This window comes from Clostridium frigidicarnis, assembly GCF_900111985.1.
Lineage (GTDB): Bacteria > Bacillota > Clostridia > Clostridiales > Clostridiaceae > Clostridium_Z > Clostridium_Z frigidicarnis.
This window is the reverse complement of the sequence record NZ_FOKI01000021.1, coordinates 1-14658: the sequence shown is the minus strand read 5'-3', so window position 1 is coordinate 14658 and position 14658 is coordinate 1. Positions and strand designations below refer to the sequence as shown.

Genomic DNA, 14658 nt, shown 5'->3' with positions numbered 1-14658 from the left:
ATTAATCTAGCTTTTGAAAAAGAAAAATTTATTAAGAGATAAATTGAAAATGAAAGGTTAATATGTGACATTATAAACACTACATAGTATGAAATCATCAGTAAAGTGCTTAAAGAATCGAAGACATTATTAGAGTAGTAACAAATAATTGAAATAAATGACAAAAAAAACTTTGAATATGATATTAATTTAGATGATGAAATGGTATAATTACTCTTATTATGAATTATTTTATTTAAATTGATATTTAAGTATAACAAGGGGGGATTTGGTGAAAACTAAAAGAATTACATCACTAGTATTAACAGCAACTATAGCTCAAGGAACTATGGTTAATGCTCTACCGAATAAAATAGATAACCTAAATGTAGATAACCAAAAAAACAATAAACCCTACAAAACAGGAGAATTCGTAAATGGTATTGAGATAAACAAAATGCTTATAGATATAAACTATTCTAAAGGAGTAATAATAAATCCTCAATATATAGTAATACATGATACAGATAATAGAGATTATGGAGCAGGTGCAATTGCTAACAGAAATTACTTTGCCAATCATCCAAGTGCACAGGCATCTGCTCATTATATAGTAGATGATAATAATATAGTTCAGGCTTTAGAAGATAACTGGAGAGGATGGCACATAGGTGATAAATATCCAGGTGTAACTCCGAATAGACCAGAAGCAACGAATAGTAATACTATTGCAATAGAGATAGCAGTTAATCCAGATAGTAATTTTGATATTTCTATGAAAAATGGAATAGAGCTTACAAAAAAATTAATGCAGAAATATAATATACCAGCAGAAAATGTTATAACCCATAATGATGCAACGGGTAAAATATGTCCTAGAATGATGATTAAGGATAAGCCATATCTTTGGGATAATTTCAAAAAATCAGTTGGTGCAAGTTCAGGAGAAAGTGGAAATACTAATCCTAGCCCTGGAGGTTCAAGTGGAATATACAGTGAGATAAAGAATGTTGATGCAACTGTTAACTATGCAGGAAAACTTACAGTTTCCAGAGAAAAAAATGTTTCTTCAAATTCTGTAGGTGTTGTCTATAATAAGGAAAGTGTTAGATTAAACTATGTTGATGAAGAATGGGCTAATATAACATTTAATAGCAGTGAGGGTGGAAAAAGAACAGGATTTATTAAGGAAGATAACTTGAATATTCAAGGGGTTACTAAATTTAATAAGTCAGTTAAAATTTCAGGGTTAACATCAACTGTATCAGTATATAAAGATTTAAATAGTAATTATCAAGATACATTAGATAATAGTACAAATGTTACATTAAACTATACATTTAATGATTGGGCTAACATTTCATATACAACAGCTAAAGGAAATAGAAATGGTTTTATAAATAAACAGCTTATTAATATGGATGGAAGTAATACAACGGATATAGATACTTCTAATAAAGATAAAATGGCTAAAGTAGTTAATGCTAATAGTGTTAATGTAAGGCAGCAGTCTAATACAAATAGTGAAATATTGGGAGTTATGTACAAAAATGAACAAGTTAGGATTAATTTTAGCCAAGGTGAATGGACAAACGTAACATTTAAAAATACTTCAAATCAAGAAAAAATAGGTTTTATGAAAAGTGAATATCTTTCAGTGATTAATAGTAATGATGGAAATGAAAAACCGGTTTTAACAGGAAAAGGACAAGTTGTTAATGTAACAACTAACTTGAGAATGAGAAAAGGTCCTGGAACTAGTTATGATGTTGTTACGTTATTATATCCTAATAATAAGTTTGATATTTTAGGAAAAGAAGATAATTGGTATAAAATATCTTCAAATGGTCAAAGTGGATATATTCATAAAGATTATGTTGAAATAATAACAGGGTCAAACAATGATGACAATAATAGCACTAGTAATGGTGAAAACTCAATGAGTTCAAAAGGAAAGGTTACAAATGTAACATCTACATTGAGAATGAGAAGTGGTTCAGGAACTAATTTTTCAGTTGTTGATACATTAAATGCTAATTCAGTATTTGATATCATTGGAAAAGAGAATGGATGGTATAAAATTAAGTTTAATGAAAAAATAGGATATGTACATGGAGACTATGTACAAGAAATAAAAGGACCTATATCTGGTGGAAATAATGAGAATAATAATAATGATGTAAGCAATGAAGGTAAAAAGTATGGTGAAGTAGTAAATGCACCATCAGGATTAAGAGTTAGAGAAGGTGCAGGAACTAATTATAATGTAGTTACTATGCTTAATAACGGACAAAAGGTTGAGATTAATGGAAGAGAAGGTTCCTGGGTTAAAATAAGTGTCAATGGAAAAAATGGATATGTTCATAGTGACTACATAAAAGAAATTGGCGGAAATACCAATGATGGTAATAATCCGGGGGATAACAATGGTTCAACTGAAGAAACTACATCTAAAAAAGGTAAGGTCGTTAATATATCATCTACTTTAAGAATAAGGGAAGATGCAGGGACAAGCTTTAATACAGTTGGATATATTAACAATGGTGAAGAGTTTGATATAGTAGGCAAAAAGAATGGATGGTACAAAATAAAATACAAAGATAAGACAGGTTATGTCCATGGAGATTATGTACAAGAAATCAATGATAACAACAATAACAATAATAACAATAACGGTGGTAATAATTCAGGTGAAGAAATTATTATAAATAAAAAGGGTAAGGTGGTTAATGTAACATCTTCTTTAAGGGTAAGATCAAATGCAGATGCAAATAGTAGTGTAGTTGGTTATTTAACACCAAATGCAACTTTTGATATTTTGTCTAAAAGTGGAAGTTGGTATAAAATAAAATTTGATACTTACGATGTTAAAAAAGAAGGGTATGTACATTCAGATTACGTTGAGGAATATCATGAAGCATCAAATAATAATCAATTAGGAAAACAAGTGGTTGAATATGCAAAGAAATTTTTAGGTGTTCCATATGTATGGGGAGGAACTACCACTAGTGGATTTGACTGTTCTGGACTCACTCAATATGTATTTAATAATTTTGGAATTAAAATAGGTAGAACTACATGGGATCAGATAAAAAGCGGAAAAAGAATAGATATGAGTGCAATAAAAGAAGGAGATTTGATATTTTTTGGAAGCTATAGTGATCCTAATAATTCAACTCATGTTGGTATATATATAGGAAATGATGAATTTATTCATGCTCCTAAACCAGGTGAGGTTGTTAAAATATCTAAATTATCCACATATGGTATGAATAAAATTCAGGCAAATAGAGTTATAAACTAATAAATAAGCACAATATGATGTCTTAAAAGATATGGTATTGTGCTTTTATTAATATATATGTAAATTTCTAATTTTGAAAATTGAAAGTAAAATTAAATTTTATAAAGAATTAGAAGGAATTTGGCAAAATTTACAGAAATATATTATTAAAAGTTTACATTTATTATAATTTGTGGTTTGATGAATAAAGATAGTGAAAAAATAAACAATAATATAAAATATATTGTTAAATAGAAAACAAAGTCTTAGTAAATCCAATTTATAGAACGAATCTTCCTTCAGATGGTGTGTTCTTTCCACCATCTGAAGGTTAGATGAGTTAATCTAGGGGCGTAGCAACTGTTATCCCCCACCTTGTAGGAGGATGGAGGTGTTACAGCTCTGGTAGCCATCAGATAAATATTAAAAGATGAAATGCTTTAAGGAAATGAGGGATATTAAATGCATCGCAATGTTGCAATAATTGGGGAAAACATGAATTCAATAAATGAGTATTTATATGAAAATGGATTTTTAAATCAATGGAAAATATCATCATTTAATAGATGGAGTGATTTTGAAAATAACATAAGCAACAACATAGACATAATTTTTATAAATACAGACTTGGAATGTGGAAACGGGATTGACTTAATTAAAAATCATAAAAGCACATTAAGAAATACAGTTATAATAATTGTAAGCAAAAGTGAAAACTTTGCATATGAAGCATTTAATATTGATGCATTTCAATATATTCTTGAACCAATGGATAAATCAAGGTTGAACCTAATATGGAATAAAGCAGTAGACTTTATAGATTATATGGATAGTATAAAATTAGATAATAGGATATTTACAATATCAACTAAAGATACAATACATAAAGTTAAATATAAGGATATATGGTATTTTGAAAAAATACTTAGAAAAGTAAGGGTTGTAAAAAAAGATGGTGTTATTGAGTATTACGGAACGTTTAAAGAATTAGAGGAGAGTTTAGATTTTAATTTTTTTATACAATGTCATCAAAGTTTTATAGTAAACAAAAATAAAATACATATTTATAAAAATCAACAAATCCGATTAGAAAATTTAAATATAACCATACCAGTTAGCAAAGCTTATGTAAGAGATATTAGAAACAAAATATCGTAGCTTAAAAATAAAAAGAGGGAATACAATATATGCTTCAAGCATAAGCATATATTGTATTTCTTCTTTTTTTTGAATGTGCATTATATGGGAAAGTATTATCCTAGTTGAAAACTTCATTTAGTTGGAAGTAGAGATCCATAGATTAGTGACAAGTGATAAGTTAATTATGTTTTTCTTTAGGTTGCTTTAAAAAACTAATAAAATGTGGCGTGGTGACTTTGATGATTATTCATAAAGAATATGCAAATAGGAACTATTCTTATTTAATTAAAAGTTAATTTACATAAAATCAGTGAATAAATCTTGTAAGTTAAATATAATAGTAATATAATATAAATGAACATATGAATATGTGTTCATATGACTAGAAGGAGTGGTTTTAGATTTATGGAGAAAATAGAAACATGCAAATGTAATGTTATACACGAAGAATTAGTTAATGAAGTTAAAGATTCTATACCAGACGAAGAAATTTTATATGATGTTGCAGAGTTATTTAAAGTTTTTGGAGATAGTACAAGAATTAAAATTATATGTGTTTTATTTAAAAGTGAGATGTGTGTTTGTGATATAGCAAGTATCTTAAATATGAGTCAATCGGCTGTATCACATCAACTTAGGGTATTAAAAAATGCAAAGCTTGTAAATAATAGGCGTCAAGGAAAGGTAGTATATTATTCATTAGCAGATGATCACGTTAAGAGAATATTTGATCAGGGATTAAATCATGTTTTAGAATAAGGAGGGGAAGAGATTGATAAAAAAACAATTTATACTAGAAGGGTTAGATTGTGCAGCTTGTTCTATGAAAATAGAAGAAAAAGTTTCTAAAATCAATTATGTGGAAAATGTAACATTGAATTTTGTTAATAAAACTCTGAGTTTAAATGTAGATGAAGATAAAGAAGATAAAATAGAAGATGAAATAAAGTATATTGTAAATAGATTAGAACCAGATGTTAAGGTTAGAACTAAGAGCAATTATAATAAAAATAAAGCTATAATAAAAAAGCCACAAAAGGCAATAAAAACAAGAAACAATGAGAGAGACAAAATAACCTTATTATTAGAAGGTTTAGACTGTGCAAACTGTGCTAATAAAATAGAACATCATGCAACTGAACTTATTGAGGTAAAAGAAGCATCATTAGATTTTATAAGCAAAAAATTAAGAATTGATCTAAATAATAAGGAAGATTACAATAAAACAATTAAAAATGTTGAAAATATAGTTAAAAAACTAGAGCCAGATGTGAAAGTAGTTAATATAACTATGAATGGAAAGGCAACAGTTAAAAAAAGTGAAATCAATAGATCAACAAATAAAGATAATACTGAAGAGGAAAATTTAGAATTAATAAAATTTGTTGTAGGTACTGCATTCTTCGTTGCAGCAGTAATATTAAACAAAATTGAATGGATAAAAATATTATTCTTTATTATAAGCTATGTTTTAGTTGGTGGAGATGTAGTTTTAAATGCTATAAAGAATATATTTAAGGGGCAGGTTTTTGATGAGAATTTTCTTATGACAATTGCTACAGTAGGAGCTTTCAGTATAAAACAGTATCCTGAAGCAGTAGCAGTAATGATATTTTATAAGATAGGAGAATTATTCCAAAGTAGAGCAGTAAATCATTCAAGAAAATCTATTTCTGATTTAATGGATATAAGACCAGATTATGCTGTTTTATTAAAAAATAATAAGGAAATTAAAGTATCACCATATGAAATACAACCTAACGATATAATTATTGTAAAACCAGGAGAAAAGATACCTTTAGATGGAGTTATAATAGAAGGTAATTCACAAGTAGATACATCTGCATTAACAGGAGAATCATTGCCTAAAATAATTAGAGAAAATGATGAAGTGTTAGGTGGATATATAAATAAAAATGGAGTTATAAGGATAAAAGTAACTAAGGAATTTGGAGAATCCACTATATCTAAAATATTAGATTTAGTGGAAAATGCATCTTCAAAAAAAGCTGAAACAGAAAAGTTCATAACAAAATTTGCTAGATATTACACACCTATAGTTGTTATTTCAGCATTACTTTTAGCTATAGTGCCACCGTTAGTTATACCTGGAGCAACATTTGATTCATGGATATATAGGGCATTAGTCTTTTTAGTTGTGTCTTGTCCATGTGCATTAGTTGTATCAATACCTTTAGGATTCTTTGGAGGAATTGGAGCTGCATCAAAGCAAGGAATATTAATAAAGGGCGGAAACTATTTAGAGGCCTTAAACAAAGTAGATTCTGTTGTATTTGACAAAACTGGAACATTAACAAAGGGTGTCTTTAAGGTTACTAAAATAAAGCCAGAAGATTGGATAAAAGAATCTGAACTTATAAGAATAGCAGCGCATATAGAAAGTTATTCAAATCACCCAATAGCTTTATCTATCGCTAGTTACTATGAAAAGAATATAGAGAAAGATAAAGTAACTTCAATAAATGAATACGCAGGAATGGGTTTAGAAGGTATATTTGATGGTAAATTCATATTAGCAGGAAATGATAAGCTAATGGACAAACAATCTATAAACTATAGTCCTGTTGAAGAACCAGGGACAGTAATTTATATGACTGTAAATAATATATATGCAGGATATATTTTGATTTCTGATGAATTGAAAGAAGATTCTAAAGAGGCTATAAAAGGACTAAGAAGTTTAGGAATTAAAAATACTGTTATGCTTACTGGAGATAGTATAGCAGTTGCAGGTATTATATCTGAACAACTTGGATTGAATAAATTCTATGCAGGGTTATTACCACAAGATAAGGTGGAAAAATTAGAAGAAATCTTTAGTGAAAAATCTAAAAATGGTAAAGTAGTGTTTGTGGGAGATGGAATAAATGATGCTCCGGTTTTAGCAAGAGCAGATATAGGAATAGCTATGGGGGGAGTAGGTTCAGATGCAGCAATAGAAGCAGCAGATATTGTAATAATGAATGATGAACCTTCAAAGATAACTAAAGCCATAGATATAGCAAAAAAAACAAATAAGATAGTTTGGCAAAATATAATTTTTGCTTTAACAGTGAAATTTATAATATTAGCATTAGGAGCATTAGGGTATGCAACAATGTGGGAAGCAGTATTTGGCGATGTAGGAGTTGCATTAATAGCTGTTTTAAATTCAATGAGGGTCTTAAAAACAAAATAATATATTAAGCAAAACCTTATGTTGATATCAAAATTATCAATATAAGGCACATAAAAAAATAACAAGTCAAATATACTAGTATATTTGACTTGTTATTTAATTTCATGTGTCTAAGGTCTTATCTTACTATTAACGATATTAAATTTGTAAAGAAAAATATTTCCATATGGTATAATATAGGTATTAAGAAACTATAAGGGGGACAAACAGTGAATGTAGGTGCAGACAATGTGAAAAAAATATTGATGGCATCAGCAATATCTAATGGAATATTAATGGCATTCTTAATATTAATAGCAGTATACAATATTTTATTTCGATGTTCAGATGGATATATAAAGGTTTCTTATACCAATGGTGGAATTATATGTTTGGCAGCATTAATAATAATAGTTATAAATATATATTTTACAGTTAAATCGTTATATTCATCTATTTTTAGCCAAGATAAAAATAAAGGGTTTATAGAGACAATAGATTCATTAAGTGATTTAAATAAAACATTGAGGTCTCAAAGACATGATTTTGTAAATCACTTGCAAATAATATATAATCTTATGGAGTTAGAAGAATATAGTGATGCAAGAAATTACATAGAAAAGGTTTATGAAGATGTAATAAGAGTAAATAAAGCATTAAAAACTAAAAGCGCAGCTGTCAATGCTATTCTTCAAGCGAAAACAATGTACGCACAAAAGAGAAATATAAATGTAAATTTATATGTAAATACTTCGCTTAAAGATTTACCGCTTCCAGATTGGCAGTTCTGTAGAATAATAGTAAACATAATAGATAATGGAATATACGCACTGATGGAAAAGAAAGATAATAGAATATTAACCATAGAACTTTTAGAAGATATGAGAAATTACAAGGTTACTATATGTAATAATGGAAAAGAAATTTCAAGTGAAATAATTGACAAGTTATTTGATGCAGGATTTTCAACCAAAGGGAAAAATGGAACTGGAATGGGTTTATCAATTGCTAAAGAGATATTAAATGAATATGGTGGAGATGTAATAGTTGAAACTAATAAGATGGAAACAAAATTTATAGTTTCAATATTGAAAAAGAGTAAGTTTGAGATTGATTAGATGACATTTGAATATATTAAATGTATTGTTTATAAATTATATATGTATATAATCTGAAAATAATATTAATATATATATAGAAGTAAGTTACAAGTCATAAGTTTAGGAAATTGAAAATTGAAGATGAAATTTTCAACTTTCGACTTTACAACTTTAATAAGTAGGAGGTGGTAGGGAAATGATAGAGTCAATTATGATCAATATAACATTAGTACAAGCATTGCTTTTCATAGCAGGAATTGTTTTGGTAATAGTAGAAATGTTTATACCAGGCTTTGGAATACCGGGTATACTTGGTGGAACTGCATTGATTGTAGCAATAATTTTAACAGCGGAAACTGTTTCACAGGCAATAGTATTAACAATTATAATAGTATCAATATTAGCAATAGCTTTCACCATAATGTTAATATTGTTGACTAAAGGTAAGCTATCAAAAGTAGTTTTAGAAAACAAGTTAGATAAGGAAAGTGGGTATATAGGAACAGAAGATCTAGACTATTTCTTGAATAAGGAAGGTATTACCACTTCAGTATTAAGACCCTCTGGGACAGCAGATGTTGATGGAATAAGAATGGATGTAGTATCAGAGGGGGACTTTATAGAAGCAAATACAAAAGTAAAAATAGTAAAGGTTGAGGGAAGAAGAATAGTAGTAAAAAATATTAATTTTTAAATAAGGAGAGATTTATATGGGAAATGTTATAGGAACAATAGTACTTTCAAGCTTAATAATCTTATTTTTAATTTTATTCTTTGTCTTTGTGCCAATTGGACTTTGGATTTCTGCATCAGCAGCTGGGGTTAAGGTAGGTATTGTAAATTTAGTAGGTATGAGGCTTAGAAGAGTAGCACCAAGTAGAATAATAATACCTCTAATAAAAGCAACTAAGGCAGGATTAGATGTGACAGGAAATCAATTAGAAGCACATTACCTAGCAGGAGGTAATGTTGACAAGGTTGTAGATGCATTAATAGCAGCACATAGAGCAAATATAGAGTTGTTATTTGAAAAGGCAGCTGCTATAGATCTAGCTGGTAGAAATGTATTAGAAGCTGTTAAGATGAGTGTTAACCCTAAAGTTATAGAAACACCTAATGTATCAGCAGTATCAAAAGATGGTATAGAACTTCTTGTAAAGGCTAGAGTTACAGTAAGAGCTAATCTTGAAAGATTAGTAGGAGGAGCTGGTGAAGCTACAGTTCTTGCAAGAGTTGGAGAAGGTATAGTTACAACAGTAGGTAGTGCTCAATCACATAAAGAAGTTTTAGAAAATCCAGACAAAATATCTAAGGTAGTTTTATCAAAAGGATTAGATGCAGGAACAGCATTTGAAATACTATCCATAGATATAGCCGATGTGGATGTAGGAAGAAATATAGGAGCTCAACTTCAAACTCTTCAAGCAGAAGCAGATAAAAACATTGCACAAGCTAAAGCTGAAGAAAGACGTGCTATGGCCGTTGCAAGAGAACAAGAAATGAGAGCTACTGTTGTAGAATCAGAGGCAGAGGTTCCAAGAGCTATGGCTCAGGCATTAAGAGAAGGAAAACTTGGAATAATGGATTATTATGATATGCAAAATGTAATAGCAGATACAAAAATGAGGAATAGTATATCTACACCTGGCAATAATCCTCAAAAGCAAAGTGACAATAGAGATAAATAATCATGAGAGAGTGATATAAATGAAAAGTTCAAATGGATTATTTGATATGGAAACTGCTGCAAAATATGCAAAAGCATTAGCTAAATACGGGTTGGATTTAGATTTAGATGAAAAAATTGATAAGGTTAAGTATAAATATAATGAAAATCATTCTTTAAAAAGCAATAAAGAAGACGAGGATGTTTTAGATGATGACTTTGGATCAAAAGATGAATATTTAGATTTAGAAGAAAATGAATGTGGTTTAGAAGAAGAGAAATCAGGTGCTATAAAGGCTCAAGCGGAAAGAGATTTTAAGCTTAGCGAGCTTAGAATGAAGAATGAAACACAAAATATAAGCTATGACAACGTAATACTAGATAGCAAGTCTTTAAGGGATGCAGTAATTTTAAAAGAAGTACTAGATAACCCACGTATTGCTAAAAGAAGAAAAAGATATTCTAAATCTAGGAGTGAAAGAATTTGAGTTTAAATATTTTACTAGTAGATGATGAATGTGTAATGAGATCAATACTAAAGAAATCTATAGAAAAGCTAGATGGATTTAATGTAGTAGGTGAAGTTGATAGTGGAGAAGAAGCTATAAAGATTTTTGCAAAACTTAAACCTGAAATCGTAATTTTAGATATAGAAATGAATGGAATAAACGGGGTTGAGTGTGCAAAAGTTTTAGTAGATATAGATCCAAGAGTCAAAATAATATTTGCAACAGCTCATTGTGAATATATGATGGATGCTTTTGAATTATATGCTTTCGATTATCTTATAAAGCCATTTAAGATAGACAGAGTATTTAAGACATTAGAAAAAATAAAATATCTAACAGAAATAGAAATTCCTAAAATACCCAATATCGAAGAAGACTTAATGTTTGATAGACTGATTATAAAAAATAAAGAAGGTATAAGTTTTATAAATACAGCTGATATTGTTCTTATACAAAGAGAACAAGGAATGACTGTTTTATATCTTAAAGATGGAGACAGTATTATTACTTCAGAGGGATTAGGAGATTTAGAAGATAGATTAGATAAGAGAGTGTTTTTTAGAAGCCACAAATCATATATTATAAACTTGTCAATGATAAACAAAATTTATCCATATGGTAGATGGACCTATGTTGTTAAATTTAAGAGTATAAATCAGGATGCATTATTAACTCATGAAAAGTATGAGGAGATAAAAAAAATATTTAAATAAAAAGATAGCTGTTAATGAACTTAAAAATCATTAGCAGCTATTTTTGTTTAAGGCATCTTCAAAAAATAATAGACCAGTATTCATAATACTTGGAATCTGTGGGCTATTATTTTTTTAGATACCTAAATATTAAATTTTTTGAATAAATAAGGGGCTATAGCTACAATCCAAAATGTTAATAAAAAATAGCGTATAAAATGAAAAACACCCGAATTTGGGAAGATAATTTTAAGCCCAGATTTAATTAATACTATAACTATAAGACCTAAAACAATTCTTTTAATCTTATTTCTAAAACAATATGGAATTTCAAAATTTATATATTTTAATTCAATTATGTAACCAACAAAAGCACCTGAAAAACCAGAGATGGATTTTATAGAATCAGTGCTGTTGAAAAATGGTAGAGCAATTAAGAATGGTATTAATAAAAATAATAATATAAATGGGTTGTTTTTATTAATACTCTTATTGAAAACAAAGTTTGAAATTAAAACGGATATAAAACCAAAAATAGTTCCCAATAATACATCTTTAGGCCAATGAACCCCTAAATAGAGTCTAGATATTCCTACAAGTAAAATCATTATTATTGAGAATATAGAAAACCATAAACTTTTAATTTCTACGGATAGAGAAGACAATAATGTTGTGATACCTTGAGTATGTCCACTAGGAAAAGAATATCCTGTAGCAGTATGTTTTCTAAGACTTCTAATACCATCAACTCCTATTGGACGAGGTGCTTTAAAATAATCCTTTATAACACCGTTTAAGCTCATGCTAGTAAAAAATGAAAACATTAATTTATAGCCATAATTTTTATTTATGGTCCAAAAAATCATTAAGAATACAATTATACCTATAGCTTCTTCTCCAAACATAGTTATTAAGTTAAACAAAGCATCTAAAAATGGGGAAGAAAACTTTTGAATCCAAAGAATTATTTCCAAAATAAAACCTCCTACAAAAAAGTACATATTCTATCATTATAATACATAAAATGCCATTGACAAAGATACATATTTTAAATATACTTTAATCTGTGATTTGATAAATTTCAAGCATTAAAAATTTATTTTTAGATAGGGTTTTTACTTTTAAACCTAGACTTTATTTTGAAAGAAAAGAGGCTTATAGTATATTTTATATACTTAAGTCTCAATTTTTTTATGTGAAGGAGAGAATTTATTTAAGTAACAAAGTTAATTAGTAACAAGTTAATGATGTTTTTCTTCACGTTGTTAGGAAAAGCTTGAAATTGTATGTCTCACTTTTCGATTGAGATGAATTTTAAATTTTTGAGAGTAATTTATTTAATATATTTGGGTGGTTTGTTATTATTATATCTATATTTAGAGAAATTAGTCTTTTCATATGATCTTCATTATTTACTGTATAAGTATTTATAGAAAGATTATTTTTTTTAAGCTTTTTTACTATATCTTCTTTTAAAACACTAAAATATTGGGGATGAACACAATCAGCTCCAACTTTTAAACAATATTCTTGGGGTTCATATAAATCAGCTTCATATAATAATCCTGTTTTTATGGATGAATCTATATTCTTTACTTTAATCATAGAATAGTGATTAAAAGATGAGAGTATAACTTTATTTTGCATATTATATTTATATACTAGATTTATAACATGTTCTTCTAAGCCATCATAAGGTATTTCTGTATTTTTAAGTTCTAAATTTAACATTATACCTTTATCCTTGGATAATTGGAGTAATTGCTCAAGAGTAGGGATTTTTTCATTTTTAAATTTATTATTAAATTTTATGCCTGCATCTAGATTATACAACTCTTTAAAGGTATAATCTTTTATATAACCTGTTCCAGTTGTAGTTCGATTGAGTGTTTCATCATGGCATAATACGGCTACATGATCTTTAGTAAATTGAACATCAGTTTCAATACCGTCACAACCATTGTCGCAAGCTTTTAGAAATGCTATCATCGTATTTTCAGGATATTCACCGCTAAATCCTCTATGAGCGAAGTTTAATGTTTTATCCATATAAGTTACCTCCTTAAATTATATCTTTTAATATATTCTTTAAAAGATTACCTAATCCTTTTAAAGTATTAATTGTATTGTTACAAAATGTTAAGAAAATATTAAGAGTTATTTAAGACTATTTTTAATGATATGTGTTATGATATTGTTAAGATAAATATTTTATTAGAAAGAGGAATGTGTATGTATAATGGTAGAAGATCAACGGGCAGCTTGAATAAGTTTATAACCATGGCTATTGTATTAGGAATAATCATATTATTAATAATAGGATTGATACATTTAATTCCTTATATAGTAGGATTAGTATTAATAATTATGGCATATAAATATGTTAAAAATAATATTTGGTATAAATTTAAAAGAAAAAGTAATAATAAAAATAACAATGAAACTATTTTTACAAATAAATCAAACAGATCAAACAAAAGCGATGACTTTAAGGTACCAGACGAATTCAAGAATAAAAAAGTTGTAGTGGATGTTGAATACAGAGAATCCTAAAATAAATCCCCTCTATTTTTATAGAGGGATTTATTTTTTACTCTATAGGATAGTACAGATTTTGAATTTGTGGATAACTTTATTAAGTGTTGAAACATATAGAACTTTAAGTTGAAAACTTTAATGAGTTACAAGTTATGAGTTACAAGTGATAAGCGGATTGCTCCCCGCTATCTGGACTAAAGTTACTCATTCTAAAGTTTTCTCAAAATTTTAAGTTAAGCTGAAATTTTATTTTTATAATATTCATGTGGGGATACATATCCTATAGAGGAATGTATCCTTTCATGGTTATATCTATAAACATAATCATTTAAATCATTTTCTAACTCTTTTAATCTCCAATACATTTCATTATTAAGGCACTCTTCTTGAAGATATCTGTGATATGACTCAATAAAAGCATTGTAATTAGGACTCCTTACTGGAATCCTTTCATGAACTACTTTTTCATCCATACATCCCTTTTCAAATACACCACTAATAAACTGACTACCGTTATCGGTACGTAGTACCAAGCCACTGTCCAATCCTTTTAAATTTCGATTATATAAACCT

13 protein-coding genes are annotated in these 14658 nt (G+C 28.1%); 10 read left to right on the top strand and 3 right to left on the bottom strand.

The features are described from left to right. Window positions 1–271: 271 nt before the first annotated feature. The 9 genes from BM119_RS12535 (at window position 272) to BM119_RS12495 (ending at window position 11568) form a co-directional block, all read left to right on the top strand. Window positions 272–3283, top strand: a complete 3012-nt coding sequence (locus tag BM119_RS12535) for an SH3 domain-containing protein (protein ID WP_090041941.1) — start codon at window positions 272–274, stop codon at window positions 3281–3283. A 441-nt stretch (window positions 3284–3724) separates the two neighbouring features. Beyond that, a complete protein-coding gene (locus tag BM119_RS12530) occupies window positions 3725–4420 on the top strand; it encodes a LytR/AlgR family response regulator transcription factor (protein WP_090041940.1) in 696 nt (231 codons plus the stop codon). Window positions 4421–4807: 387 nt separating this feature from the next. Further along, window positions 4808–5161 carry an ArsR/SmtB family transcription factor gene (locus BM119_RS12525; protein WP_090041938.1) on the top strand — a complete coding sequence of 118 codons (354 nt, stop codon included), beginning with the start codon at window positions 4808–4810 and terminating at the stop codon, window positions 5159–5161. A 13-nt stretch (window positions 5162–5174) separates the two neighbouring features. Continuing rightward, entirely contained in the window at window positions 5175–7601 is a 2427-nt protein-coding gene (locus BM119_RS12520) for a heavy metal translocating P-type ATPase (protein WP_090041937.1), read from the top strand. Window positions 7602–7810: 209 nt separating this feature from the next. Then, window positions 7811–8698: a sensor histidine kinase gene (locus tag BM119_RS12515; protein WP_090041935.1), complete on the top strand. Its 888-nt coding sequence runs from the start codon at window positions 7811–7813 to the stop codon at window positions 8696–8698. Window positions 8699–8876: 178 nt separating this feature from the next. After that, window positions 8877–9374, top strand: a complete 498-nt coding sequence (locus tag BM119_RS12510) for an NfeD family protein (protein ID WP_090041934.1) — start codon at window positions 8877–8879, stop codon at window positions 9372–9374. 16 nt (window positions 9375–9390) lie between these two features. Next, the gene (floA, locus tag BM119_RS12505; RefSeq protein WP_090041932.1) at window positions 9391–10368 is read left to right on the top strand and encodes a flotillin-like protein FloA; all 978 of its coding nucleotides are present in this window, start codon (window positions 9391–9393) and stop codon (window positions 10366–10368) included. A 19-nt stretch (window positions 10369–10387) separates the two neighbouring features. Continuing rightward, entirely contained in the window at window positions 10388–10834 is a 447-nt protein-coding gene (locus BM119_RS12500; RefSeq protein ID WP_090041931.1) for a hypothetical protein, read from the top strand. Next, complete coding sequence (locus BM119_RS12495) at window positions 10831–11568, top strand: LytR/AlgR family response regulator transcription factor (RefSeq protein WP_090041929.1); 738 nt, start codon at window positions 10831–10833, stop codon at window positions 11566–11568. The genes BM119_RS12500 and BM119_RS12495 overlap by 4 nt, the downstream gene beginning before the upstream one ends. Before the next feature lie 122 nt (window positions 11569–11690). Here the strand turns inward: BM119_RS12495 and BM119_RS12490 are convergent, their stop codons facing one another. Next, on the bottom strand, window positions 11691–12521 hold the full coding sequence (locus BM119_RS12490) for a phosphatase PAP2 family protein (protein WP_177199415.1): 831 nt from the start codon (window positions 12519–12521) through the stop codon (window positions 11691–11693). Between the two features lie 340 nt (window positions 12522–12861). Further along, complete coding sequence (locus BM119_RS12485) at window positions 12862–13596, bottom strand: glycerophosphodiester phosphodiesterase (protein ID WP_090041925.1); 735 nt, start codon at window positions 13594–13596, stop codon at window positions 12862–12864. A gap of 183 nt (window positions 13597–13779) precedes the next feature. On the opposite strand from BM119_RS12485, the gene BM119_RS12480 reads away from it, so the two are divergent. Then, window positions 13780–14100 carry a hypothetical protein gene (locus tag BM119_RS12480; protein WP_090041924.1) on the top strand — a complete coding sequence of 107 codons (321 nt, stop codon included), beginning with the start codon at window positions 13780–13782 and terminating at the stop codon, window positions 14098–14100. Window positions 14101–14318: 218 nt separating this feature from the next. On the opposite strand, the gene BM119_RS12475 is transcribed toward BM119_RS12480, so the two are convergent. Next, window positions 14319–14658, bottom strand: a 340-nt coding sequence (locus BM119_RS12475; protein ID WP_143087324.1) for an integrase core domain-containing protein, incomplete at its 5' end; no start/stop codon positions are given.

Excerpts from the sequence above, each read along its gene's own strand:
- BM119_RS12485 (WP_090041925.1), bottom strand. The coding sequence starts at position 13,596 with ATGGATAAAACATTAAACTTCGCTCATAGAGGATTTAGCGGTGAATAT.
- BM119_RS12525 (WP_090041938.1), top strand. The coding sequence starts at position 4,808 with ATGGAGAAAATAGAAACATGCAAATGTAATGTTATACACGAAGAATTA.
- BM119_RS12500 (WP_090041931.1), top strand. The coding sequence starts at position 10,388 with ATGAAAAGTTCAAATGGATTATTTGATATGGAAACTGCTGCAAAATAT.
- floA (WP_090041932.1), top strand. The coding sequence starts at position 9,391 with ATGGGAAATGTTATAGGAACAATAGTACTTTCAAGCTTAATAATCTTA.
- BM119_RS12510 (WP_090041934.1), top strand. The coding sequence starts at position 8,877 with ATGATAGAGTCAATTATGATCAATATAACATTAGTACAAGCATTGCTT.
- BM119_RS12530 (WP_090041940.1), top strand. The coding sequence starts at position 3,725 with ATGCATCGCAATGTTGCAATAATTGGGGAAAACATGAATTCAATAAAT.
- BM119_RS12480 (WP_090041924.1), top strand. The coding sequence starts at position 13,780 with ATGTATAATGGTAGAAGATCAACGGGCAGCTTGAATAAGTTTATAACC.